The organism is Streptomyces sp. NPDC050759, assembly GCF_044456945.1.
GTDB lineage: Bacteria > Actinomycetota > Actinomycetes > Streptomycetales > Streptomycetaceae > Streptomyces.
On record NZ_JBITGI010000008.1, the window covers coordinates 116,542 to 140,966 of the forward strand.

At 72.0% G+C, this 24,425-nt stretch carries 24 protein-coding genes; 14 read left to right on the forward strand and 10 right to left on the reverse strand.

What is annotated here, in order from left to right:
- The first annotated feature begins 36 nt into the window (after positions 1 to 36).
- On the forward strand, positions 37 to 663 hold the full coding sequence (locus ACIBJB_RS23975; RefSeq protein WP_398933152.1) for a winged helix-turn-helix transcriptional regulator: 627 nt from the start codon (positions 37 to 39) through the stop codon (positions 661 to 663).
- Between the two features lie 428 nt (positions 664 to 1,091).
- On the opposite strand, the gene ACIBJB_RS23980 is transcribed toward ACIBJB_RS23975, so the two are convergent.
- The 3 genes from ACIBJB_RS23980 to ACIBJB_RS23990 form a co-directional block, all read right to left on the reverse strand.
- Positions 1,092 to 1,910 carry a hypothetical protein gene (locus ACIBJB_RS23980; RefSeq protein WP_398933153.1) on the reverse strand — a complete coding sequence of 273 codons (819 nt, stop codon included), beginning with the start codon at positions 1,908 to 1,910 and terminating at the stop codon, positions 1,092 to 1,094.
- The gene (locus tag ACIBJB_RS23985; protein ID WP_398933154.1) at positions 1,910 to 3,175 is read right to left on the reverse strand and encodes a VWA domain-containing protein; all 1,266 of its coding nucleotides are present in this window, start codon (positions 3,173 to 3,175) and stop codon (positions 1,910 to 1,912) included. The genes ACIBJB_RS23980 and ACIBJB_RS23985 overlap by 1 nt, the downstream gene beginning before the upstream one ends.
- A 94-nt stretch (positions 3,176 to 3,269) precedes the next feature.
- Positions 3,270 to 4,754, reverse strand: coding sequence for an IucA/IucC family protein (locus tag ACIBJB_RS23990; protein WP_398933155.1), 1,485 nt, complete (start codon positions 4,752 to 4,754; stop codon positions 3,270 to 3,272).
- Positions 4,755 to 4,846: 92 nt separating this feature from the next.
- On the opposite strand from ACIBJB_RS23990, the gene ACIBJB_RS23995 reads away from it, so the two are divergent.
- From ACIBJB_RS23995 to ACIBJB_RS24005, 3 genes are read left to right on the forward strand one after another with little or no spacing between them, the layout of a single operon-like run.
- Entirely contained in the window at positions 4,847 to 6,343 is a 1,497-nt protein-coding gene (locus ACIBJB_RS23995) for an IucA/IucC family protein (RefSeq protein WP_398933156.1), read from the forward strand.
- Positions 6,344 to 6,379: 36 nt separating this feature from the next.
- Positions 6,380 to 7,285, forward strand: a complete 906-nt coding sequence (locus ACIBJB_RS24000) for a HipA family kinase (protein ID WP_398933157.1) — start codon at positions 6,380 to 6,382, stop codon at positions 7,283 to 7,285.
- On the forward strand, positions 7,282 to 7,593 hold the full coding sequence (locus tag ACIBJB_RS24005; protein WP_398933158.1) for a SelT/SelW/SelH family protein: 312 nt from the start codon (positions 7,282 to 7,284) through the stop codon (positions 7,591 to 7,593). Before ACIBJB_RS24000 ends, ACIBJB_RS24005 begins: the two co-directional genes overlap by 4 nt.
- Here the strand turns inward: ACIBJB_RS24005 and aceB are convergent.
- Both aceB and ACIBJB_RS24015 read right to left on the reverse strand, forming a co-directional pair.
- On the reverse strand, positions 7,583 to 9,208 hold the full coding sequence (gene aceB, locus ACIBJB_RS24010; protein WP_398933159.1) for a malate synthase A: 1,626 nt from the start codon (positions 9,206 to 9,208) through the stop codon (positions 7,583 to 7,585). The two genes, ACIBJB_RS24005 and aceB, sit on opposite strands and share 11 nt — an antisense overlap.
- A gap of 184 nt (positions 9,209 to 9,392) precedes the next feature.
- On the reverse strand, positions 9,393 to 9,992 hold the full coding sequence (locus tag ACIBJB_RS24015) for an NTP transferase domain-containing protein (RefSeq protein ID WP_398933160.1): 600 nt from the start codon (positions 9,990 to 9,992) through the stop codon (positions 9,393 to 9,395).
- A 205-nt stretch (positions 9,993 to 10,197) separates the two neighbouring features.
- On the opposite strand from ACIBJB_RS24015, the gene ACIBJB_RS24020 reads away from it, so the two are divergent.
- Positions 10,198 to 10,482, forward strand: a complete 285-nt coding sequence (locus tag ACIBJB_RS24020) for a DUF5955 family protein (protein WP_398933161.1) — start codon at positions 10,198 to 10,200, stop codon at positions 10,480 to 10,482.
- On the opposite strand, the gene ACIBJB_RS24025 is transcribed toward ACIBJB_RS24020, so the two are convergent.
- Positions 10,479 to 11,168, reverse strand: coding sequence for a DUF6304 family protein (locus ACIBJB_RS24025; RefSeq protein ID WP_398933162.1), 690 nt, complete (start codon positions 11,166 to 11,168; stop codon positions 10,479 to 10,481). The genes ACIBJB_RS24020 and ACIBJB_RS24025 overlap by 4 nt on opposite strands.
- Positions 11,165 to 11,959: an IclR family transcriptional regulator gene (locus ACIBJB_RS24030; RefSeq protein ID WP_398933163.1), complete on the reverse strand. Its 795-nt coding sequence runs from the start codon at positions 11,957 to 11,959 to the stop codon at positions 11,165 to 11,167. Before ACIBJB_RS24030 ends, ACIBJB_RS24025 begins: the two co-directional genes overlap by 4 nt.
- A 263-nt stretch (positions 11,960 to 12,222) precedes the next feature.
- Between ACIBJB_RS24030 and allB the strand changes: the two genes are divergently transcribed.
- A complete protein-coding gene (gene allB, locus ACIBJB_RS24035) occupies positions 12,223 to 13,560 on the forward strand; it encodes an allantoinase AllB (protein ID WP_398933164.1) in 1,338 nt (445 codons plus the stop codon).
- A 37-nt stretch (positions 13,561 to 13,597) separates the two neighbouring features.
- A complete protein-coding gene (alc, locus tag ACIBJB_RS24040; RefSeq protein ID WP_398933165.1) occupies positions 13,598 to 14,713 on the forward strand; it encodes an allantoicase in 1,116 nt (371 codons plus the stop codon).
- Positions 14,714 to 15,255: 542 nt separating this feature from the next.
- Here alc and ACIBJB_RS24045 read toward each other — a convergent pair.
- Positions 15,256 to 16,011 carry an SDR family oxidoreductase gene (locus ACIBJB_RS24045; protein WP_398933166.1) on the reverse strand — a complete coding sequence of 252 codons (756 nt, stop codon included), beginning with the start codon at positions 16,009 to 16,011 and terminating at the stop codon, positions 15,256 to 15,258.
- A gap of 170 nt (positions 16,012 to 16,181) precedes the next feature.
- Between ACIBJB_RS24045 and ACIBJB_RS24050 the strand changes: the two genes are divergently transcribed.
- The gene (locus ACIBJB_RS24050) at positions 16,182 to 16,571 is read left to right on the forward strand and encodes a ribonuclease domain-containing protein (RefSeq protein WP_398933167.1); all 390 of its coding nucleotides are present in this window, start codon (positions 16,182 to 16,184) and stop codon (positions 16,569 to 16,571) included.
- Between the two features lie 11 nt (positions 16,572 to 16,582).
- Here the strand turns inward: ACIBJB_RS24050 and ACIBJB_RS24055 are convergent, their stop codons facing one another.
- A complete protein-coding gene (locus tag ACIBJB_RS24055) occupies positions 16,583 to 16,783 on the reverse strand; it encodes a hypothetical protein (protein WP_311715926.1) in 201 nt (66 codons plus the stop codon).
- A 169-nt stretch (positions 16,784 to 16,952) separates the two neighbouring features.
- Between ACIBJB_RS24055 and ACIBJB_RS24060 the strand changes: the two genes are divergently transcribed.
- From ACIBJB_RS24060 to ACIBJB_RS24070, 3 genes are all read left to right on the forward strand, one after another.
- On the forward strand, positions 16,953 to 18,212 hold the full coding sequence (locus ACIBJB_RS24060; protein WP_398933168.1) for a sensor histidine kinase: 1,260 nt from the start codon (positions 16,953 to 16,955) through the stop codon (positions 18,210 to 18,212).
- 117 nt (positions 18,213 to 18,329) lie between these two features.
- Entirely contained in the window at positions 18,330 to 19,019 is a 690-nt protein-coding gene (locus ACIBJB_RS24065) for a response regulator (protein WP_398933169.1), read from the forward strand.
- A 39-nt stretch (positions 19,020 to 19,058) separates the two neighbouring features.
- The gene (locus ACIBJB_RS24070; RefSeq protein WP_398933170.1) at positions 19,059 to 20,246 is read left to right on the forward strand and encodes a cytochrome P450; all 1,188 of its coding nucleotides are present in this window, start codon (positions 19,059 to 19,061) and stop codon (positions 20,244 to 20,246) included.
- 410 nt (positions 20,247 to 20,656) lie between these two features.
- On the opposite strand, the gene ACIBJB_RS24075 is transcribed toward ACIBJB_RS24070, so the two are convergent.
- The gene (locus tag ACIBJB_RS24075) at positions 20,657 to 21,679 is read right to left on the reverse strand and encodes a Gfo/Idh/MocA family oxidoreductase (protein WP_398933171.1); all 1,023 of its coding nucleotides are present in this window, start codon (positions 21,677 to 21,679) and stop codon (positions 20,657 to 20,659) included.
- A 130-nt stretch (positions 21,680 to 21,809) separates the two neighbouring features.
- Between ACIBJB_RS24075 and ACIBJB_RS24080 the strand changes: the two genes are divergently transcribed.
- The 3 genes from ACIBJB_RS24080 (at position 21,810) to ACIBJB_RS24090 (ending at position 24,396) form a co-directional block, all read left to right on the forward strand.
- Entirely contained in the window at positions 21,810 to 22,547 is a 738-nt protein-coding gene (locus tag ACIBJB_RS24080) for a GntR family transcriptional regulator (protein ID WP_328643695.1), read from the forward strand.
- Between the two features lie 119 nt (positions 22,548 to 22,666).
- On the forward strand, positions 22,667 to 23,815 hold the full coding sequence (locus ACIBJB_RS24085) for an ROK family glucokinase (protein ID WP_031051879.1): 1,149 nt from the start codon (positions 22,667 to 22,669) through the stop codon (positions 23,813 to 23,815).
- Positions 23,812 to 24,396, forward strand: coding sequence for a sugar kinase (locus ACIBJB_RS24090; RefSeq protein ID WP_398933172.1), 585 nt, complete (start codon positions 23,812 to 23,814; stop codon positions 24,394 to 24,396). The genes ACIBJB_RS24085 and ACIBJB_RS24090 overlap by 4 nt, the downstream gene beginning before the upstream one ends.
- Positions 24,397 to 24,425: the final 29 nt, after the last annotated feature.

The window sequence follows — 24,425 nt, forward strand, 5'->3', positions numbered from 1 at the left end:
CTTGGAAAGTCCAACAACTTGTCTAGACTGCGTCGCATGTCACCTCGCCGAAGCTACGACCAGTACTGTTCCGCGGCCCGCGCCCTCGACGTGGTGGGCGACCGATGGACGCTGCTGATCGTCCGGGAACTGCTGGCGGGGCCGCGCCGCTACACGGACCTGCACGCCGATCTGCCGGGCGTGAGCACGGACGTACTCGCCTCACGGCTGAAGGACATGGAGCGCGACGGACTGACCACCCGGCGCCGGCTTCCACCGCCCGGCGCGGCCTTCGTCTACGAACTCACCGCACGGGGACGCGAGTTGCTCCCGGTGCTCCAGGCCCTCGGCACCTGGGGCGGGCCCGAACTCGGCGCCCGACGGCCCACCGACGCCGTACGCGCGCACTGGTTCGCGCTACCCCTGCTGCGGGCGCTGGAGGGAGAGGGGCTCGTCGAAGTGCGGCTGGAGGAGGGCGACTTCCATGTCTACGTCGGCGCGCAGGACGGTCCCGCGTACGGCGAGGGGCCGGCCCCCCGGGAGCCCGACGCCCGGCTGGTCCTGGACTCGGAGGTCTGGAGTGCCGTGGGCCGGGGGGAGTTGAGCCTGGCGGCCGCGGTACGGGACGGCAGGGCCAAGGTGACCGGGGACGGCACGATCGCCAAGGCCCTGCGGGAGGCGTGAACGAAGAAGGCCCGCCGGGGCGGGCCTTCTAGACGGGTCGTCAGGCGCCTGGGAAGGCCGCCCCGACCGGGTCAAGGTGTCCGGGACGGCGCCATCGCCGAGGCGCCGCGGGTGGCGTGAACGAAGAAGGCCCGCCGGAGCGGGCCTTCTCGACGAGCCGTCAGGCGCCCGGCGGTACCCGGGTAGGCCGCCCCGACCCCGACCCTTGTCGAGGTGTCCGGGACGGCGCCATCGCCGAGGCGTTGCGGGTGGCGTGAGCGAAGAAGCCCCCCGGGGCGGGCCTTCTTGAGGAGCTGTCAGCGCCGGGCAGGCATCTGGGAAGGCCGCCCCGACTGCGGTCGAGGTGACCGGGACGGCAGGATCGCCAGGGCGGTGCAGGGTGGCGTGAACGAAGAAGGCCCGCCGGAGCGGGCCTTCTCGACGAGCCGTCAGGCGCCCGGCGGTACCCGGGTAGGCCGCCCCGATCCGCGGGTCAGCGCATACCCGCCGACGCCGGCCAGCGCGGCGAGCGCGCCGCCGATCGCGGTCCACACCCACCGGTCGGACCACCAGCCCGAGGACCAGCCGTCCTCGGGCTCGATGGCGGACAGCACGGCGGAGGAGTCCTCCGAACCACTGTCCTGCGCCTCGGACTTCACCGCTATGCCCGGCACCAGCGGCTCCGCCAGCGAACCGTCCACCGCGGCCGAGCCGCCGATGTCCTTGGAGCCGACCCGGACTTCGGTGCTCACCGGGAGACCCAGGTCGGCGGTGGTGAGTCCGACGGCCGTCAGCCGGACGTAGTACGTGCCCGGCAGCGGGTCGTTGGCCCACGTCTCCGACCAGGCGCGGACCGTGCGCAGCGTGCAGGCCAGCGCCACCGAGGGGGTGTCCGCGGCGGCGGTGCGGGTCTGCGCGCCGTACTGGCAGGACTGGCGGCGCCGCAGACCGTCGTACACGTCGATCTGCCACGTCTGATCGGCGTGGGTCCCGGGCAGCTTCACCGTCGCCTCGACGGTGGGCCGCTGGCCGGCGTCCGCGGGGAACGACCAGTAGAGGTAGTCACCCGCGGAGCCGCTCGCCGTGGCCGTCTGGCCCTGCTCGATCTCCGTCGCCGTACGGAAGGACGTGCCCGCCTGGGTGGGCGCGTCACCGTCCGCCGAGGCCGAGGCCGAGTCCGTCGGTGTCGGCGAGGAGTCGGCCGCGGCCGGCGCGGCGGCCAGCCCGAGCATCAGCAGGGATGCGCTCAATGCGCGTGTGATTCGCATCAGTTGGTCCTCCAGACCGCGACCCGCCAGCGTGACACCCAGCCCCACAGCAGACCGGCGACGAAGCCGGCGAGGATCAGTGCGCCGAGCAGCCACCAGCCGCGCCCGAGGCCGAAGGAGGCCACGTCACTGGCCTTCGACGGTCCGTCCACGACATCGACGGTCAGCTCCAGCGGCAGACCCGGAGTGGTCTTCACCCCGGAGGCCGCCGAGAAGGAGTTGGTGACCTGGAGACAGACGGTCTCGGCGGCCGTGTCCTCGTCATCGGTGTCCGCCTTGGGGTAGCGAAGTCCCGTGGCGATCACATCCGTACGGCCGTTGCCGCCCGCCTCGCCGCGCACGATATCGCGCCCGTGCACGGTGACCGCCCGCAGCAGCACCCCGTACGAGGGGTTCACGGCCCGGTCGGCTCCCACGCTCACCGAGGCCCGCAGCTCCTGGCCCGGGTCGACGTCCACCCGGTACCAGCGCTGCTGGGTGAACTCCTCACGGTCGGTGTACAGACCCGACTTCAACGTGGGCGCCGTCGCGCAGGAGCCGGCCCCCTCGGTGGCCACCGGCGTCACCACCGGGTCGGCCGCGCGGTCCACCAACTGGTTGACCTTGTCGGTGAGTTCGTCGGCGTGCTCGACCGAGGTGTAGGTACCGCCGGTCGCCTCCGCGATGCAGCTCAGCTGCTGCCGCATCTTCGTGTTCGGGACCAGGCCGAGGGTGTCGATGGTCAGGCCGATGCCCTTGGCGGCGATCTCGCGGGCCACCTCGCACGGGTCGAGCGGGGCGCAGGTGTCCTCGCCGTCGCTGATCAGCACGATCCGCTTGGAGGAGGCGCCGTCGGTGAAGTCGTCGGCGGACTTCAGCAGCGCGGGGCCGATCGGCGTCCAGCCGGTGGGGGAGAGGGTCGCCACCTGTGTCTTGGCCTCGGTGCGGTCCAGGGTGCTGACCGGGTAGAGCTGGGCGGTGTCCTTGCAGCCCGTCTTCTGGTTGTCGCCCGGGTAGTTGGCGCCCAGGGTCCGGATGCCGAGCTGCACCTCCTCGGGCGTCGCGTCCAGCACCTCGTTGAAGGCCTGCTTCGCCGCCGCCATCCGGGTGCCGCCGTCGATGTCCGCCGTCCGCATCGAGCCGCTCACGTCGAGGACGAGATCGACCTGGGGCGTGGCCTGGCCGGTGGGTTCACCGGCGACCGCCGCGGCCGGGAAGGCGATCCCCGCCGTCAGGGCGGCGAGCAGGGCGCACACCCCTGCCACCCGCCGTTTTCTTGTGATCATCGCCGGATCCTATTGATCAGGTGCGCCGGGCTCCAAAACGGCTGCTCGGACCGGGCTCCAAAACGGCCGCTCGGACCGGGCTCCAAACGTCGGCTCAGGCAAGGGGGTTGGGCAGCTCGGTCCACTGGTCGCCCGGTGTCCCCGGCGACAGCCGCATCAAGGTCAACGCCTTCGCGGGCAGCGGCTGTTCGAGCAGTGCGGCCAGATCGGGGGTGCGCGGCAGCTGTCGTACGGCGCTCTCCAGCGCTCCTCGCAACGCCGTGGCCGAACCCGCCGTACCCGCGAGGGCTCCGGCCACCAGGGAGCCGAACAGCTTGCGGCGCAGGGTCGGCACGTCGTCCGTGACCAGCCGCCCGGACAGTGCGGGGACCGGGATCCCGTGCCGCGCGAGCCGGGCCGGGCTGATCCGGATGTCGGCCAGGTCCCGGTAGACCAGCCGCTCCGGTGCGCCCGACTCGGACAGGACGACGAGGAGGTTCTGGCCGTGCGCCTCCAGGGCGATGCCGAACTCCAGCAGGCGCAGCCCGACCGTGAGGGACAGCCGGGCGAACTCCGCGAGCCAGGCGGGGGATTCGGGCAGCTCGGTGGTGGCGAGGGCGGCCACCGGGAGGATCCGCTCCCCGTACATCTGAGGGGACTCGCGCAACACGGCCGCCAGGTCGGGCGAGTTGGCCGTCACCGCCCCCAGCGTGCGGGTGAAGTGCAGGAGGCCGTCCATACGCTCCGCCACCGTCTCCGCGAACCGTGAGAGGGTCGCCGACATGCTGATCGAGTAGACGGAGATGTCCCGCACCGACGACGTGAGCCGGGTGCTCAACGCGGTCTTGACGTGCGGTCCGTCGGGCAGGGCGAGGGTGCGCAGGGACATCAACGGGTGTGCCTCGACGCCTTCGGCGACGGGCCGCTTCAGTACGTGCTCCGACTGCCAGGGATGCACCGGCAGCAACAGCCGCTCCCCGTCCCGGAGATGCGACGGCCAGGCGCCCGTCACCAGGCACTCGTCCGCCGGGACCGGCACGAACCCCAGCCGTACCAGCGGCCGGTGCTCGGGCCCGTAGGCCAGCTGCTCGGCCACCGAGAAGCCCGGCCGGGAACGGCAGTTGGGGTGATAGGGATGCCCGTCGACCACCCGCTGCTCCCACTCCCAGTCATGCACCGGCCACGCTTCCGGGCCGGTGGGCTGTCCCGCCCTCGACAGTGCCAACGAGGCGACACTGTCGGCGAGTTCACCGGCGAAATCCGTGGCGTGCGGCACGCCGAGCGCGGTCATCAGGCGCCCCGGATCGTCGTGGGCGACCTCGTCGAGCCGTACGACGGTGGTGTGGGCGGTGGTGGCGAACGGGTCCGGGTGCGGGCCGTGCAGCCTGCGGCCGTCCGGGAGGCGCAGGGTGAGCCCCTCCCGGCCCGTCTCCCGGCCGGTGACCCAGGGCAGTGGCTCGTGCGCGAGCCCACGCCACAGCCGGGACAGCACGGCCGCGCGGGCGCCGGGCAGCTCGGCCGTGTACCGCGCCACGAGGTCGGGGCGCAGGACGGCCAGCTCCTGGGCGAAGTCGGCCTCGGCGGCGGAGGGACGGTGCACGGGCGGGCTCCTCGGGTACGACGGGTGTCACGGTGGAGCGGTGAGGACAGACATACTGATCGTCATCGCCCCAGATGAACCGTAGAGAACGAGTGGATCGCGTGGACCTCCCGCCCCCGCCGGCCGGCACCGACGTCGCGCACCGCGCCGACGCCTACGCGGCCGCACCCCTGCTCAACTGCCTGCTGCGCGAGGTGGCCGAGCCGCTCCCGGACCCCGGCGAGCGCCCGGTGTACCGGCTCCCCAGCGGGAGAGCGCTGCGGGTGCGGGGCGACCGGCGGCCCGCCGAGCCCGAGGTGTACGCCGCGGGCGGCTGGCGGCGCGTCGGCCACACCGAACTCGTGAAGCTCGTCGCCGAGGAACTGACCCGGCACACCGGCGTGTCCCACCACGAACTGCCCGCCGAGATGATCGACAGCCGGGACGCCGTGGCCGCCCTGCTCACGGCCCGGGAGCGGGTCGCGGCACCCGGCGACCCGTATCTGCGCTCCGAGCAGTGCCTCGTCACCGGCCACCCGTACCACCCCGCGCCCAAGGCCCGCGGCGGCGGACCCGTCGCCGCCTGGCTGCCGTACGCCCCCGAGGCCCATGCCCGTTTCCCGCTGGTCCTGCTCGGGCTGCGCGAGGACACCGTCGTCGAGGAGGGCGACACCTCGGCCCTCGACACGCTGGGCGAGGCACCGCCCGGCTACCGGCTGCTGCCCGCCCATCCCTGGCAGCTCGACCTCGTGTCCTGCGCGGAGGCCTTCGAGGACGGCAGGCTCGTCCGGCTCGGCACGACCGGCTTCGAGACCTGGCCGACGGCGGCGGTCCGCACGGTGTACGCGCCCTCTCGGGATCTCTTCCTCAAGTTCAGTCTCGACGTCCGCATCACGAACGACATCCGCCGGCTCTGGCGCCACGACCTGCTCAAACTACGCCGTACGGATGAAGCGACCGCGCGCGCCTTCGCCGCGAGCCCCGGCTCGGCCGCCTGGTTGAGCGACCGCGGCTACCGCACGGCCGACTTCGCCTTCGAGGAACTCGCCGTCCTGGTCCGCGACGGCCTGCGCGGCCATGTGCGGCCCGGGGCGACCCCGCTGCTCGCCGCGGCCCTGGTGGAGGGCTTCGAGGGCAGCCCGCTCGACGGCACCGCGGATCCGGCGGCCTGGTGGGAGGCCTACCTGGGCGTGGTCGTCCCGCCCGCCCTCGCGGCCTTCGCCGACCACGGCGTCGTACTCGAGGCGCATCTGCAGAACACCCTGGTCGCCGTGGACGCCGACGGCACGCCCGTGCAGGCGCTGTTCCGGGACGCCGAGGGCGTGAAACTGCTGGCGGACGTCCCGCGCGCGGCCGGCTGGGAGCGGCTGGTGTACTGCCTGGTCGTCAACCACCTGTGCGAGATCGCCGCGGCCCTCGCCGAACGCCACCCCGGCTTCGCCCCCTGGCCCGCCGCCCGCCGCGAACTGGCCCGCCACGACCTCCCCGAGGCCGCCGCCCTGCTCACCGCGCCCACCCTCCCCGGCAAGACGAACCTGCTGCTGCGCTGGACGGGCGCGGACGGCGCGGACGCCCGCTACCTGCCGCTGCCGAATCCGCTGGCCGGGTGAGCCTGGCCGGATGAGCGCTGACATACCCTGGCCGGTGTGCTGCGCGATGTGACTGCTGTTCGATACGTGGCCCCGCTGAGGTCCGGGGGTTCCGTCCCCGGTGTCGTCGAGGCCGACGACCTGGGCACCTACGTCGTGAAGTTCACCGGTTCCGCGCAGGGCCGCAAGGCGCTCGTGGCCGAGGTGATCGTCGGTGAGCTGGCGCGGGCGCTGGGGCTGCGCTTTCCCGAGCTGGTCCTCGTGCACTTCGACCCGGAGATCGCCGACAGCGAGCCGCACCAGGAGGTACGCGAGCTCCACGGCGCCAGCGCGGGGCTCAACCTCGGCATGGACTACCTGCCGGGCGCCCGCGACTTCACCCCCGAGGTGGCCAGGACGTTCCCGGTCGACCCGGTGGAGGCCGGCCGGATCGTCTGGCTCGACGCGCTCACCGTGAACGTCGACCGTACGGTCCACAGCTCGAACCTGATGGTCTGGCCGACGCTGGGCATCGCACCTCCGCGTCTGTGGCTGATCGACCACGGTGCCGCGCTCGTCTTCCACCACCGCTGGGAGGGCACGGACCCGTCGAAGTCCTACGACTTCCGCCACCACGCCCTCGGGCACTACGGCCCGGACGTCCGCGCCGCCGACGCGGAACTGGCGCCCAAGGTCACTCTCGACGTCCTGCGCGAGGTCACGGCGGCCGTCCCCGACGCCTGGCTCACCGGCTTCGCGACCCCGGACGAGGCACGCGAGGCCTATGTGGCGTACCTCCACGCGCGCGTGCGGGCATCCGAGGCATGGCTGCCCACCGACTTTCCCACCCGGGAGGAACTCGCCGCCGAGGAGGCTCTCCGCGCGGCGAAGACACAGGAAGGCCGGCCCACGTGGCTGAAGCGGGTCCCCGACCTGCACGGCAAACCGGCCGCGGAACAGGATTGGTCGGTGCACCTCGGATGACGGAGCTTTCTTCGGACTCCCGGCGGGTCGAGATCGAGTACTGCACCCAGTGCCGCTGGCTGCCGCGCGCGGCCTGGCTGGCGCAGGAACTGCTCACGACCTTCGAGTCCGAGCTGACGGAACTGGCCCTGAAGCCCGGCAAGGGCGGGATCTTCGTCGTCCGGGTCGGCGACGAGGTCGTCTGGGACCGCCGCGAGCAGGGGTTCCCGGAGCCGACGGCGGTCAAGCAGGCCGTACGCGACCGAGTGGCCCCGGGGAAGTCCCTGGGCCACTCGGACAAGGTCCCGCAGGAGGATGTCAGCCCTTGAGCTGCTCGTACGCCGGCAGGGTGAGGAAGTCCGCGTAGTCGTCGTCGAGGGAGACCTGGAGCAGCAGGTCGTGGGCCTGCTGCCAGTGACCGGCGGCGAAGGCCTCCTCGCCGATCTCCTGGCGGATGGTGGACAGTTCCTCGGCGGCGACCTTGCGGGCCAGCTCCGGGGTGGCGAGTTCACCGTTCTCGAACTCGACGCCCGCGTTGATCCACTGCCAGATCTGCGAGCGGGAGATCTCGGCGGTGGCCGCGTCCTCCATGAGGTTGAAGATGGCCACCGCGCCGAGCCCGCGCAGCCATGCCTCGATGTAACGGATGCCGACCTGGACGGCGTTGACCAGGCCGTTGTACGTCGGCCTGGCCTTCAGCGAGTCGATGGCGATGAGGTCGGCCGCCTCGACGTGGACGTCCTCGCGCAGGCGGTCCTTCTGGTTCGGCCTGTCGCCGAGGACCTTGTCGAAGGACTCCATGGCGATCGGGACCAGGTCGGGGTGGGCGACCCAGGAGCCGTCGAAGCCGTCGGCCGCCTCGCGGTCCTTGTCGGCGCGGACCTTCTCGAAGGCCACCTTGTTCACCTCGGCGTCCCGGCGGGACGGGATGAACGCCGCCATGCCGCCGATCGCGTGCGCGCCGCGCTTGTGGCAGGTGCGGACGAGGAGTTCGGTGTACGCGCGCATGAACGGGGCCGTCATCGTGACCGCGTTGCGGTCCGGCAGGACGAACTTGGCGCCGCCGTCACGGAAGTTCTTGACGATGGAGAACAGGTAGTCCCAGCGGCCGGCGTTCAACCCCGAGGCGTGGTCGCGGAGTTCGTAGAGGATCTCCTCCATCTCGTACGCGGCCGTGATCGTCTCGATCAGGACGGTCGCGCGGATGGTGCCCTGCGGGATGCCGGTGTACTCCTGCGCGAAGACGAACACGTCGTTCCAGAGGCGGGCCTCCAGGTGCGACTCCGTCTTCGGGAGGTAGAAGTACGGGCCCTTGCCGAGGTCCAGCAGACGCTGGGCGTTGTGGAAGAAGTACAGGCCGAAGTCGACGAGCGCGCCGGGGACCTGGGCGCCGTTCGCGTCGACCAGGTGGCGTTCGTTCAGGTGCCAGCCGCGCGGGCGCATGACGACCGTGGCCAGCTCTTCGTCCGCCTTGAGCGCGTACGACTTGCCGGACCTCTCATCCGTGAAGTCGATGTTCCGGGTGTACGCGTCGGCCAGGTTGACCTGCCCGAGGACGACGTTCTCCCACGTCGGCGCCGAGGCGTCCTCGAAGTCCGCGAGCCACACCCGGGCGCCGGAGTTCAGGGCGTTGATGGTCATCTTGCGGTCGGTGGGGCCGGTGATCTCGACCCGGCGGTCGTCCAGGGCCGCGGGGGAGGGGGCCACCTTCCAGGAGTCGTCCGCGCGGATCGCGGCGGTCTCCGGGAGGAAGTCGAGCGTGGAGGTGCGGGCGATCTCGGCGCGGCGCTCGGCGCGGCGGGCGAGGAGCTCGTCACGCCGTGGCGTGAACCGGCGGTGCAGCTCGGCCACGAAGGCGAGGGCCGCCTCGGTGAGGACCTCCTCCTGCCGCGGCAGGGGCTCGGCGTCGACGATGGCCAGCGGGGACGGCGCTGGTGCGGACATGAGCTGTCACTTCCTTCAGCGGTGGCACCGGGTGCCAGTCGAACCGGGTACGCGAGCGGCGCCCTGCACGGGAGTGGGACGCTTCTGATCAGTGGATACTAGTTTCCTCATCGTGGAAGTTCAATGGTTTGTTGATGTCGAGATTCTCCGAGTCGAGGCAATGTGGCGCTCAGTGCCAGTGTGCTCACTCAAGGTGCTTCAGGTCGGCCATGGTGTCGATGTCGTAGGGCTCGGCCACGTCCGCGCACTCGACGAGCGTGATGGCGTCCTCGTGCTCCTTCAGATAGGCGCGTGCCCCCCGGTCCCCGGTCGCAGTCGCGGTGATCCCGGCCCAGTGCGCGGCGCCGAGGAGGACGGGATGGCCGCGTACCCCGTCGTAGGCGGCCGAGACGAGCGAGGTCTCGTCCTCGTACCCGGCGAGCACCCGGCGCACCGCCGCCGCCCCGATGCCGGGCTGGTCGACGAGTGAGACCAGCGCGGCCCGCGCCGTCGTGCCGGTGAGCGAGTCCAGCCCGGCCCGCAGCGACGACCCCATGCCGTCGGCCCACCGCGGGTTCTCCACGAGCACGCAGTCACCGAGCTCCGCCCGCTCCCGTACGACCGCCGCGGCGGCCCCCAGAACCACGTGCACGCGGGTGCAGCCGGCCGCCCGCAGGACGCCGACCGCGTGTTCGACGAGCGGGTGGCCCCGGTGTTCGAGCAGCGCCTTGGGCCGCCCGCCGAGCCGTCGTCCGCCGCCCGCGGCCAGGAGCAGACCGGCGACCTGCTGTTCGTTCTCCGTCATGCGTCCTGCATACCTGACGCGCCGGCGTGCGCCGGGTTTCCACGGGCTGAATTTCGGTCCGCACGGTGGCGCGCGGCGCCCTGCGTGGCGTTTACTGACCCGCGTCCCCCGGGGCCCGACCAACCCCGACGGGGCTTCACGGTGCTGGGGCGCACGAAGGTGTGCGAGGGGGAGAGCTGTGTTGCGGAGCTTGGGGCAGAGGCCAGTGACCGGCAGCGACAACGATCCGAGAGTGGCGGAACTGCGGACCGCGGTGTCCCGGCTGCGCCGCGAACTCGCCGCGCACCCGGCCGAGTTCCCCGACCGGGGCATCGCCGAGGACGAACTCGCCGCGCTGGCCGCCATGACGATCGACGGAACGCCCGAAATCCCGCGCCTGCGACGGTCGTTGCTGCTGGTCGCGGGGGCGATCGGATCGGTGAGCGCGTTGTCGCGGGGACTGACCGACGTGCGCAGGGCGGTGGAGTTGTTCGGGGAGCCGCGGCGCTAGCCCGGGAACGGACCCCGGTAACCCTCGTGCGCGCCCCGGTGCTCGAACTCCGGGCAGAGCCAGGTCTCCTGGACGAACTCGGTGAGGTCCTGCCAGAGCGCGAAGATGCCGGTCGGGCCATGCTTGCCGTCCACCTGCCGGTAGCGTTCCTTGGCGTCACGGAAGCACGCCAGTCCCGCCATGAACCCGTTGCCGGCGGGGTTGTAGTCGGACCACGCGCAGGAGATGCACGCCTTCATCCGGGCCGCCCGCGGCAGCTTGCGCTGGACATCGCACAGCGCGCTCTCGATGTCCCCCTGGCCGTCGGCGTTGCGGAACTCATGCCCGTCGAGGAGCAGGGTGGTGGTCAGGGTCTGCTCGTCCAGGCCGTGGCGCGGGCCCGCCGGGTCCCCGAGCCGCAGCGCGCAGCGCAGCACCCCCGGCCGCACACCGCTTCCCCGGACCTCGACCGGTATCGGCACCTCCCACTCCAGAAGGCAGGAGCACAGCGCGCCGTCGAAGAACGAGAACATCTGCTCGGGCGGCGCGCCGGCCAGGGCGCCGAGGTCGTCCATGGAGTCGCTCTCGAAGCGGACGCCTCTGATCGTCGTACGGATCAGCTCCCGGCCGTCCGACTCGAAGACGATCTCTTCCGTGCCGTGCCGGTCGGTGTATCGCCCCGGCCAGCGGTGCGGGAGGGCCGTCACGCCGGGTTCTGGCCGGCCAGCGCCTCCGACAGCTCCGACGCGACCTGTTGGAGCACAGGGACGATCTTCTCCGTGGCCGCCTCCGTGACCCGTCCCGCCGGTCCGGAGATCGAAATGGCGGCGGCGGTGGGGGAGTTGGGCACCGGGACCGCGAGGCAGCGGACGCCGATCTCCTGCTCGTTGTCGTCGACCGCGTAGCCCTGGCCGCGCACTTCCTTGAGGGCCGCGAGGAAACCGTCCGGCGTGGTGATCGTCTTCTCCGTCGCGGCCGGCATGCCGGTCCTGGCGAGCAGGGCGCGGACCTCGTCGTCGGGGGTGTGGGCGAGCAGGGCCTTGCCGACGCCCGTGGAGTGCGGCAGGACGCGCCGGCCGACCTCGGTGAACATCCGCATCGAGTGCTTCGACGGCACCTGCGCGACGTAGACGATCTCGTCCCCGTCGAGCAGCGCCATGTTGGCCGTCTCGCCGGTCTCCTCGACCAGGCGGGCGAGGTAGGGGCGGGCCCATGTGCCGAGCAGCCGGGAGGCCGACTCGCCGAGGCGGATCAGGCGCGGGCCGAGGGCGTAGCGCCGGTTGGTCTGCTGGCGGACGTATCCGCAGGACACGAGCGTCCGCATCAGGCGGTGGATGGTGGGCAACGGCAGCCCGCTGCTCGCGGACAGTTCGCTCAGTCCGACTTCTCCGCCCGCGTCCGCCATCCGCTCCAGCAGATCGAAGGCGCGCTCGAGGGACTGGACCCCGCCGCCGGCGGACTTGGCGGAGTCGGTGGTGCTGGCGCTGGACGTCGGCACGGCGCGTTCCTTTCGGAGCTGCCTTTCGGGTCTGGGCAGGAGGGCAGAAGCCTACCCGGCAGTCGGTTGACTCCCCGTTGGTGCATAGCTACGTTCTGTCTGTCGGAATTATAATTCCGCTTTGTGGAAACGTCCAGAGTGTCGGCGCAGGGTGCACTGTGGGGAAGTGTGCCCTTGACGGCGCACGACCGGGAGTGAAGACTCCTTCAACAGAAAGTTGAATTCCGTTACGCGGAAGTTAACGGCGGCAGAGAGGGGTCCGGGTGTCCGACACTGAACTGGTGCTGCGCTCGACGCGCGTCATCACACCCGAGGGGACGCGGGCCGCGTCGGTCGCGGTGGCCGGCGGGAAGATCGCCGCCGTACTGCCGTACGAGGCTCCCGTGTCCGGGAACGCCCGCCTGGAGGACCTCGGCGACGACGTCCTGCTGCCCGGCCTGGTTGACACCCATGTGCACGTCAACGACCCCGGCCGCACCGAGTGGGAGGGCTTCTGGACCGCCACGCGCGCGGCGGCGGCCGGCGGCATCACCACCCTCGTCGACATGCCGCTCAACTCCCTCCCGCCCACGACGACGGTAGAGAACCTCCGTACCAAGCAGGAGGTCGCCGCCGACAAGGCCCACATCGACGTCGGCTTCTGGGGCGGCGCCCTGCCCGACAACGTCAAGGACCTGCGTCCGCTGCACGAGTCCGGTGTCTTCGGCTTCAAGGCGTTCCTGTCCCCGTCGGGCGTGGACGAGTTCCCGCACCTCGACCAGGACGGACTCGCCCGGTCCCTGGCCGAGATCGCCTCCTTCGGCGGCCTGCTGATCGTGCACGCCGAGGACCCGCACCATCTGGAGGCCGCCCCGCAGCAGGCCGGACCCCGGTACGCGGACTTCCTGGCGTCCCGTCCGCGCGACGCCGAGGACACGGCGATCGCCCACCTCATCGCCCAGGCGAAGCGGCTGGACGCGCGCGTGCACGTGCTTCACCTGTCGTCGAGCGACGCGCTGCCGCTGATCGCCCGGGCCAAGGCGGAGGGTGTCCGCATCACGGTCGAGACCTGCCCGCACTACCTCACCCTCACCGCCGAGGAAGTGCCGGACGGCGCCAGCGAGTTCAAGTGCTGCCCGCCCATCCGTGAGTCCGCCAACCAGGACCTGCTGTGGCAGGCATTGGCCGACGGCACCATCGACTGCGTGGTCACCGACCACTCCCCGTCCACGGCCGACCTCAAGACGGACGACTTCGCCACCGCGTGGGGCGGCATCTCGGGCCTCCAGCTGAGTCTGGCGGCGGTCTGGACGGAGGCCCGCCGACGCGGCCACTCGCTGGACGACGTGGTCCGCTGGATGTCCGCGCGGACCTCCCAACTGGTGGGCCTGGACCAGAAAGGCGCCATCGAGGCCGGCCGCGACGCCGACTTCGCGGTCCTCGCGCCCGACGAGACGTTCACCGTGGACCCGGCGGCCCTCCAGCACCGCAACCGGGTCACGGCGTACGCGGGCAAGACCCTGTACGGCGTCGTGAAGTCGACCTGGCTGCGCGGCGAACGCATCGTGTCGAACGGCGAGTTCACGGCTCCCCGGGGTCAACTGCTCACCCGTACGCCCTGATCCACCCGCACCGGCAACTCCAGAAAGGCACATGGACGTGACGGCGATACCCAGCTTCACCGGCGACGCGAATCCGTACGGCGGCGGTGACCCGTACGCGGACTACCGCACCGCCGACTTGCCCTTCACCCAGTACGCCAACCTCGCCGCACGGACGCTCGGCGCCGGAGTCATCGCCGCCAACGACGAGTTCTTCGCCCAGCGCGAGAACCTGCTGATGCCCGAGCGGGCCGAGTTCGACCCCGAGCACTTCGGGCACAAGGGCAAGATCATGGACGGCTGGGAGACGCGGCGCCGCCGGGGAGCCTCGGCCGAACACCCCTGGCCGACGGCCGAGGACCACGACTGGGCGCTGGTGCGCCTGGGCGCGCCCGGGGTCATCCGGGGCATCGTGGTCGACACGGCGCACTTCCGCGGCAACTACCCGCAGGCGGTGTCGGTCGAAGGCACGTCCGTGGCAGGGTCCCCGTCCCCGGAGGAACTGCTGGGCGACGACGTGAAGTGGACGACGCTGGTCCCGCGGACGCCGGTCGGCGGCCACGCCGCGAACGGCTTCCCGGTCTCGCTGGAACAGCGCTTCACACACCTGCGGGTCAACCAGCACCCCGACGGAGGCATCGCCCGCCTGCGCGTGTACGGCGAGGTCGTCCCGGACCCCGCGTGGCTGGAGATCCTCGGCACCTTCGACGTGGTCGCGCTGGAGAACGGCGGCCGCGCGGAGGACGCGTCCAACCTCTTCTACTCGCCGGCGTCGAACACCATTCAGCCCGGACGTTCCCGCAAGATGGACGACGGCTGGGAGACCCGTCGCCGTCGTGACCAGGGCAACGACTGGATCCGCTACCGGCTGGTGGCCCAGTCCCAGATCCGCGCGATCGAGATCGACACGGCGTACCTGAAGGGGAACAGCGCGGGCTGGGCCTCGGTGTCGGTCCGCGACGGCGAGGACGGCGACTGGCGGGAGATCCTCCCGCGCACGCGCCTCCAGCCCGACACGAACCACCGCTTCGTGCTGCCGACGCCGGCGGTGGGCACCCACGCGCGCGTGGACATCTTCCCGGACGGGGGGATCTCCCGGCTGCGGCTGTTCGGCTCGCTGACGGAGGGCGGTGCGGCGACCCTGTCGGCGAGGCACCAGGAGCTGGGCGGCTGAGGCGGGCGCCCCGGGGAGAACGCCCCTCCGGGGCACCCGGCGGCGGGCGGCCGCAGCGAGGCCCGCCGCGCCGCCGCCCCGCCGCCCCGCTGCGCACGCGCGCGTGACCTGCCGGGTGCCCGCCGGGGTAACGCCCCCGGGGCGCATGCCACCGCCCGCTGCGCAAGCGCGCGTGGCCGGACACGGCGCCGCCGCCGCGCACGCGCGCGTACATGGCCGGGGTAACGCCCCCGGGCGCACGCCGCCGCCCCGCTGCGCACGCGCGCGTGGCCGGACACGGCGCCGCCGCCGCGCACGCGCGCGTACACGGCCGGCGTAACGCCCCCGGGGCGCAGGCCACCGCCCGCTGCGCAGGCGCGCGTGGCCGGACACGGCGCCGCCGCCGCGCACGCGCGCGTACACGGCCGGGGTAACGCCCCCGGGGCGCACGCCGCCGCCCGCCGCGCAGGCCCGCGTGGCCATACACCGCCGGGTGCCCGCGGGGTAACGCCTCCGGGACGCACGGGTAGGAGCGGTGGGGGCGAGGCGAAGATCCGGCTAGCTCACGCCGCGTGCCCTCCGTCCACCGAGAACTCCGCACCGGTGACGTATGCCGCGTCCGCCAGATACGCCACCGTCGACGCCACTTCCTCCGCCGTCCCGAACCGCCCCACCGCGGTCATCGCGGCCTGCCCCGCCGCGAACGGCCCGTCCGCCGGGTTCATGTCGGTGTCCGTGGGCCCGGGATGCACGATGTTCGCGGTGATCCCCCGCGGCCCCAGCTCACGCGCGAGGGCCTTCGTCAGCCCGGTCAGCGCCGACTTGCTCGTCGCGTACAGGGTCCCGCCGGGACCCGGCACCCGCTGGGTCATACAGCTGCCGATCGTGATGATGCGCCCGCCGTCCCGCATCCGCGCGGCCGCGGCCTGAGAGGCCAGAAACACCCCGCGCACGTTGACGGCCAGCACCCGGTCGACCTCCGCGAGGGACAGCTCAGCCAGCGGACCGAGCACCCCCACGCCCGCGTTGTTCACCAGCACATCCAGCCCACCGAGCGCCTCCGCCGTACGGAGAACCGCCCCCGCCGCCTCCTCCGCGTCCGCGGAGTCCGCCCGCAGGGCGACGGCCCGCCGTCCCAGCGCCTCGACCCGCCGTACGACGTCCGAGGCCGCCTCCTTGCCGTCCACGTACGTCACGGCCACATCCGCGCCCTCCCGCGCCAGCCGCACCGCCGTGGCCGCACCGATCCCCCGGCTGCCCCCGGTGACCAGCGCGACCTTGCCGTTCAGAGTTCCGTAAGTCGTTGTCATGACACCCATCCCACCGCCCCGGACGGAGGACCGCTGGCGGCCAACGGACACGGACCTCGCCCGGTGTTCGTGAAGGCGCCGGGCGGCAGGTTAACTTCCCGAAAACTCATCGGACTTGACGGGAAAATCTCCTGAGTTGTCATTGACATGCCACTGTCTACGCGCGTCATCATGAGGGCATGAGATTCCCCCCACGGATCACTCGTATCGGCGCCGCTGCCGCCGTCCTGTCCGCTCTCCTCGTCGGTGGCGCCGTCACCACCGCGACCCCGGCGGCCGCCGCGGTCGGAAGCATCTGTTACACCAAGCTGCCTTCCCAGGCGTACGACACCCTGGACCTGATCGAGCAGGGCGGCCCCTATCCCTACTCGCAGGACGACAGCGTCTTCCAGAACCGGGAAGGCGTCCTGCCCAGCCAGTCGACCGGCTACTACCACGAGTACACGGTGATCACGCCGGGCTCCTCCACGCGCGGGGCGCGCCGGATCGTCACCGGTCAGAAGAGCCAGGAGGACTACTACACGGCGGACCACTACGCCACGTTCAACCTGGTCAACTACGGCTGCTGACAGCCGTCTTGTCAGCCGGACCGCCGGCTCTCCGCGGCGGCGAACAGCGCGAACGCCAGCACGATCAGGGCGACGCTCGCGTAGACCTCGTAGCCGTCGAGGAAACCGATGCGCTGGACGAGGCCGACGTGCCAGTCGGTGAACTCGTGCAGCAGGCCCGCCCCACCCTGCACCAGGGCGAGAAAACCGAGCAGTTCCAGCAGTTGCTTCATGGGTAGACCCTCGCCCCGCGGACCCCCCACGCACATCGGCCGCGGGGCGAGCCCCGTTCCGCCAAGGCATCGGCAATGCGGGGCCGTCCGCGCCGAAAGTCTGCGGCAGCGCGACTTTGGTCGCCGATCCCGGTCGCGGGGAGGTGTTCCCGTCCCTCACTGCGTAGATTTGTCGACCGTGAGCGCTGACGAGACGGTTCCCGAGCCCCCGGCCTTCCCCGGTCGGCGCTGGCTGCTGCCGTCCGCCGTGATCCACGAGTTCGACCCCGCCGACGGGCGGCCCGGACGGCGGCCCCGGCGCACCGCGCGCGACTGGATCGTCGACTTCTCCTGCTTCCTCCTGGCCGTCCTGATCGGCCTGATCGCCGCGGACGCGGTGGGCGACAACCCCCGTGTGTCGCACACCGCGGCCACCCTGGACCAACTGCTCGGCGCGCTCGCCTGCGCCGCCGTGTGGCTGCGCCGCCGTTGGCCGTTCGGCCTCGCCCTGGCCACGATCCCGCTCGGGGTGCTCTCGGACACCGCCGGCGGCGCCTGCATGATCGCCGTCTTCACCCTAGCCGTACACCGCCCCTTCCGGTACGTCGCCTGGGTGGGCGGCATCAACATCGCCGTGGTCCCCCTCACCTACCGGCTGCGGCCCGACGCGGACCTGCCGTACCTCGTCTCGGTGGTCCTCACCGTGGTGCTGGTCGCCGCGATCGTCGGCTGGGGCCTGCTGGTGCGGGCCAAACGGCAGCTCATGTTCAGCCTGCGTGACCGCGCCCGGCGCGCCGAGACCGAGGCGCGACTGCGGGCCGAGCAGGCGCAGCGGCTCGCCCGCGAGGCCATCGCGCGCGAGATGCACGACGTCCTCGCGCACCGGCTGACGCTGCTCAGCGTCCACGCCGGTGCCCTGGAGTTCCGGCCGGACGCGCCCCAGGAGGAGGTCGCGCGGGCGGCCGGCGTCATCCGGGAGAGCGCGCACGAGGCGCTCCAGGACCTCAGGGAGATCATCGGGGTGCTGCGGGCGGCGGACCACGACGACACGGGCCGCCCCCAACCGACCCTCGCCGCCCTGGACACCCTGGTCGCCGAGTCCCGCGAGGCCGGCATGAAGGTCGTCCTCGACAGCCGGGTGTCCGACCCCGCCGACGTTCCCGCGTCCGTGGGCCGCACCGCCTACCGCATCGCCCAGGAGAGCCTCACCAACGCCCGCAAGCACGCCCCCGGCACGGAGGTCACGGTCACCGTCACCGGCGGCCCGGGCGAGGGCCTCGTCGTGACCGTGCGGAACCCCGCGCCCGAGGGGGAGGTGCCGCACGTCCCCGGCTCGGGACAGGGCCTGATCGGCCTCACCGAGCGCGCCACGCTCGCCGGCGGCCGGCTGGAGTACGGGGCGGAGACGGACGGGGCGTTCGGAGTGCGGGCGTGGCTGCCGTGGGGGTGAGGGTCCTCGGTGTCGCCGGTGGTGTCGTCGGTGGTGTCGTCAATGGTGTCGCCGGTGGTGCAACTCGCCCGCCCGCAAGGGTGATTGCGCCCTGCCTCCGCGTGATTACGTAGGCCCATGACTGTGATCAGAGTGCTCCTCGTCGACGACGACCCCCTGGTGCGGGCCGGTCTGACCCTGATGATGGGCGGCGCGGAGGACATCGAGATCGTCGGAGAGGCGGCGGACGGCACCGAGGTCGAGGCGGCCGTGGACCGGACCCGCCCGGACGTCGTCCTCATGGACATCAGAATGCCGTCGGTGGACGGCCTCACGGCCACGGAACGGCTGCGCGGCCGCCCCGACGCCCCCCAGGTCGTCGTCCTGACCACCTTCCACGCCGACGAGCAGGTCCTGCGCGCCCTGCGTGCGGGCGCCGCCGGTTTCGTCCTCAAGGACACTCCGCCCGCCGAGATCCTCGCCGCCGTACGCCGGGTCGCGGCCGGCGACCCCGTCCTGTCGCCCACCGTCACCCGCCAGCTGATGGAGCACGCGGTCGGCTCCGCCGCCGACATCCGACGGGCACGCGCGCGTGAGCGCGTCGCCGCCCTCAACGACCGCGAACGCGAGGTCGCCGTCGCCGTCGGCCAGGGCCTGTCCAACGCCGAGATCGCCGCCGCCCTCTACATGAGCGTCGCCACGGTCAAGACCCACGTCTCCCGCGTGCTGGCCAAGCTCGACCTCAACAACCGGGTGCAGATCGCGTTGTTGGCGTACGACGCGGGACTGCTGGAACAGTCCGCGGAATCCGAGCGGGACGGGCACTAGGCGCGGTCACCGGGCGTTGAGAGGGTGAAGGGGGAGTCCATGACCGAAGCAGTGATCGATCTCGGGGAGTACGGCGACGCGTTCCGTGTCGACCCGCACCCCGTGTACGCCGAGTTGCGCGGCCTCGGCCCCGTGCACCGGGTGCGACCGCCCGGCTCCGACGCCGGCTACTCGACCTGGCTCGTCGTCGGGCACGAGGAGGCGCGCGCGGCACTCGCCGATCCGAGACTGTCCAAGGACGGCCGCAGGATCGGCATGGTGTTCGACGACGAGGCACTGATCGGCCGCCATCTGCTCAGCAGCGACCCGCCCGAGCACACCCGGCTGCGCGGCCTGGTCTCCCGCGCCTTCACCATGCGCCGCATCGAGCAACTGCGGCCCAGAATCCAGCAGATCACCGACGACCTCCTCGACGCGATGCTGCCGCACGGCCGCGCCGACCTGGTGCAGTCCCTCGCCTACCCGCTGCCGATCACCGTCATCTGCGAGCTCCTCGGCGTACCCGAGATGGACCGCACGGAGTTCCGCAAGCTGTCCACGGAGGTCGTGGCACCCACCAGTGCGGAGAGTTCGTACGACGCCGTCCTGCGCCTCGGTGAGTACCTGACGGAGCTCATCGAGGACAAGCGGTGCGCCGGACCGAGCGACGACCTGCTCGGCGACCTCATCCGCACCACCGCCGAGGACGGTGACCGGCTCTCCCCGTCGGAACTGCGCGGCATGGCCTTCCTGCTGCTGATCGCGGGCCACGAGACCACGGTCAACCTCATCACCAACGGCGTGCACGCCCTGCTCACCCATCCGGACCAACTCGCCGCGCTGCGCGCCGACATAAGCCTCATCGACGGCGCGGTCGAGGAGACGCTGCGCTACGAGGGCCCGGTGGAGAACGCGACGTTCCGGTACGCCGCCGAGCCCCTGGAGATAGCGGGACGGGCCATAGCCAAGGGTGACCCGGTGATGATCTGCCTGAGCGCCGCCGATCGCGACGACTCCCGCTATCCGGCGCCGGACCGCTTCGACATCCGCCGCGACCCGCGCGGCCACCTCGCGTTCGGCCACGGCATCCACTTCTGCCTGGGCGCCCCGCTGGCCCGCCTGGAGGCCCGCACGGCGATCCGGACCCTGCTGGACCGGGCCCCGGCCCTCGCACTCGCCGGGCCCGCGGGGGAGTGGCTGCCGGGAATGCTGATCAGAGGAGTACGGAGCCTGCCGGTGCGGTGGTAGGGCTCGGCGGGTTCGGCTGGTACGGCTTCGGCTCCGACGGGAGGGGCTCGGTTCGGTTCGCCCAGGGGGCCTGGCGGGGTGTGCCGAGGCCGGCGACGGGCGACGGGGGCGAGGTCGGCCGGGCGTGACGGGGCGGGTGGTACGGGAGTTGGCGGACGCCGCCCGCTGACGGCCCACCCCGACCGCCACCGCCCACCCGGGTGACGGGGCCGAGGTCGGCTGGGCGTGACGGCGGCGGGTGACGGGGGCGAAGGTCGGCCGGGGGTGACGGGGGGCGGGTGGGCAGTGTGTGACCGGTCAGGCACTGGGACGTGACGGCGTGAGGTCGGTGAGGCATGACGGGGTCTCGGTGAGGCATGACGGGGCCACCTCGGCCGGCCGGTAAGGCAGGTCGGCCGGCCGTGACGGGTTCAGAACGCGGCGGCGCTCGCACCGCCCGGGATCTCCGCCAGCCGCACGGCCCTGCGCTCGCGCCGGGACACCTCGCACGCCTCGGCGACCCGTAGCGCCTGCAACGCCTCGCGCCCGTCGCAGGGGTTCGCCCGCTCGCCCCGGACCACCTCGATGAACGCGGCCAGCTCGGCCTCGTAGGCCGGACCGAAGCGCTCCAGAAACCCCGTCCACGGCTTGTCCGCCGCGGGCGGCCCCGTCGGCTCGGTGGACGCGATGGGCGTACGGTCGTCCAGGCCCACCACGACCTGGTCCAGCTCCCCGGCGAGCTCCATGCGCACGTCGTACCCGGCCCCGTTGAGCCGTGTCGCCGTGGCCGTCGCGAGGGTCCCGTCGTCGAGGGTGAGCAGGGCCGCCGCGGTGTCGACGTCCCCCGCGGCCCGGAACATCGGAGGACCGGCGTCGGACCCGGCCGCGTACACGTCGACGATCTCGTGCCCGGTCACCCAGCGCAGGATGTCGAAGTCATGGATCAGGGTGTCCCGGTACAGGCCGCCGGACAGCGGCAGCCACTCGACCGGCGGCGGCGCCTGGTCGGAGGTCAGCGCCCGCACGGTGTGCAGCCGTCCGAGCCGTCCCGAGCGCACCGCCTCGCGGGCACCCACGTAGCCCGCGTCGAAGCGGCGCTGGAAGCCCATCTGGAGAACCGTCCCGGCGGTCTCCACCTCGGCGATGGCGTGCAGCGTACCGGGCAGGTCGAGTGCGATCGGCTTCTCGCAGAACACCGGAAGTCCCGAGCGCGCCGCCCGGCCGATCAGCTCGGCATGGGCCGAGGTCGCCGTGGTGATCACCACGGCGTCCACGCCCCATTTGAAGATCTCGTCGACGCCCGGGGCCGCGGTCTCCCCGAGGCGGTGCGCGAGCTCCTGGGCCCGTGCCCCGTCCGCGTCCGTGAGGATTAAGGAACCGACCTCCCGATGGCGGCTGAGCGTGTTCGCATGAATGGTGCCGATGCGGCCCGTCCCTATGACCCCGATGCGCATGTGAACAAAGTGTGGTCGGGAACCCCCCGCTGTCAATCTGTATGTCCGGACAATCTGACTACACGACTTCCCGTCAACAACGCACGGAGCTACGCTCGGGCCCGTGCCGAAACCAGGAGTGGACCCGACCGTGACGCTCGAGCTCAGTGTGGACCGCAGCAGCCCGGTGCCGTTGTACTTCCAGCTGTCCCAGCAGCTGGAGGCCGCGATCGAACACGGAACGCTCACCCCCGGCAGCCTGCTGGGCAACGAGATCGAGCTCGCCGCCCGGCTCGGCCTGTCCCGGCCCACCGTGCGCCAGGCCATCCAGTCGCTCGTCGACAAGGGCCTGCTGGTGCGGCGCCGCGGAGTCGGCACCCAGGTCGTGCACAGCCAGGTCAAGCGCCCCCTGGAGCTCAGCAGCCTCTACGACGACCTGGAGGCGGCCGGTCAGCGCCCCGCGACCAAGGTCCTCGTCAACACCGTCGTTTCCGCCACCGCCGAGATCGCCGCGGCGCTCGGCGTCGCCGAGGGCAGCGACGTACACCGGGTGGAACGCCTGCGCCTCGCGCACGGCGAGCCGATGGCGTACCTGTGCAACTACCTGCCCCCGGCCCTCCTCGACCTGGACACCGCCCAGTTGGAGGCAACCGGCCTGTACCGCATGATGCGTACGGCTGGAATCACCCTGCACAGCGCCCGCCAGTCCATCGGCGCGAGAGCGGCGACGCAGGCGGAGGCGGAACGCCTGGCCGAGGAGGCGGGCGCCCCGCTGCTCACCATGCAACGAGTGACCTTCGACGACACGGGCAGAGCGGTCGAGTACGGCACGCATACATATCGCCCAACTCGCTACTCATTCGAATTCCAGCTCCTGGTGCGCCCCTAAAGGGGCGCGGGGAACGGCGCGACCAGCCGCGAACCGCCCGCACTCGGCAAATAACGCGCGTCTCCTCATTGCTCCCCCCTACAGCACCCGATGTCACGGTGAGGCAGAATCGGGCCTTGATGAGCACCTACGGCAACTTCAGCGCCCCCATAGGCTCCCGCCGCGCCCCCGCCCTGCGGACCGTCGGCACGAGGGAACGCCGCTCACACCTGACCGCACCGCGCGTGCCGACGGTGGGCATCGACATCGGCGGCACCAAGGTCATGGCGGGTGTCGTCGACGCCGACGGCAACATCCTGGAGAAGGTCCGCACCGAGACCCCGGACAAGTCCAAGAGCCCCAAGGTCGTCGAGGACACCATCGTCGAACTGGTCCTGGACCTGTCCGACCGCCACGACGTGCACGCGGTCGGCATCGGCGCGGCCGGCTGGGTCGACGCCGACCGCAACCGCGTGCTGTTCGCCCCCCACCTGTCCTGGCGCAACGAGCCACTGCGCGACCGCATCGCCGGCCGCCTCGCGGTCCCCGTCCTGGTGGACAACGACGCGAACACGGCCGCCTGGGCCGAGTGGCGCTTCGGCGCGGGGCGTGGCGAGGACCACCTCGTCATGATCACGCTCGGCACCGGCATCGGCGGCGCGATCCTGGAGGACGGCCAGGTCAAGCGCGGCAAGTACGGTGTCGCCGGCGAGTTCGGTCACATGCAGGTCGTCCCCGGCGGCCACCGCTGCCCGTGCGGCAACCGCGGCTGCTGGGAGCAGTACAGCTCCGGCAACGCGCTGGTCAGGGAGGCCAGGGAGCTGGCCGCCGCGGACTCCCCGGTGGCGTACGGGATCATCGAGCACGTCAAGGGCAACATCGCCGACATCACCGGTCCGATGATCACCGAGCTGGCCCGCGACGGCGACGCGATGTGCATCGAGCTGCTCCAGGACATCGGCCAGTGGCTCGGCGTCGGCATCGCGAACCTCGCGGCCGCCCTGGACCCGTCCTGCTTCGTCATCGGCGGCGGCGTCAGCGCGGCCGACGACCTGCTGATCGGCCCCGCACGGGACGCCTTCAAGCGCCAGCTCACCGGCCGCGGCTATCGCCCCGAGGCCCGCATCGCCCGCGCACAGCTCGGCCCCGAGGCCGGCATGGTCGGCGCCGCCGACCTCGCCCGCCTGGTCGCCCGCCGCTTCCGGCGTGCCAACCGTCGCCGGGTGGAGCGGCACGAGCGGTACGAACGGTACGTGGAGGCCCGCCGTACGTCCCGGGACACCGCATGACGGCATCCCTGCCACACCAGACCTCGGCACCCCACGGCGAGCCGGAGCGGCCCACCGAGGACCGCCGTCACAAGATCCGCCGCCGGGCGATCACGCTGCTCATCATCGGTCTGCTCATCGGCGTCCCGGCCGGCTATCTGGTGATCTCCGCCAACCAGAGCCGCGACAGCGGCAAGGACAAGGAGGCGAAGTACTCGGCGACGGGCCTCACGCCCGACTGGCCGTCGAAGGTCCAGCGCCGCCTGTACCAGGTGCCGGTCCCGCACCCCGCCGACCTGGTCGCCTCCTACGAGACCAACAATTGGAAGACCAGCCGCCTCTACGTCCAGTTCCGGACGACCGACGCGGGTCTGGCCGCCTTCCTCACCGGCATGGGTGTCAGCCGCGCCGACCTGAAGAAGGGCGACATCTCCATCAGCGAACGCGACCAGAAGGTCAGCGGCTGGCGGTTCGACGGACCACGCTCCTGGTGGGGGCTGACCCACTCCCAGAAGGACCCGGCGCCCACACAGGACGTCATGGTCAACCTGACCGTGCCGAACGCCCCGAAGGTGTACGTCGTCTCGCGCACGGTCCCCTGAGCCGGTCGCCGGAGCCGATTGTCAGACCC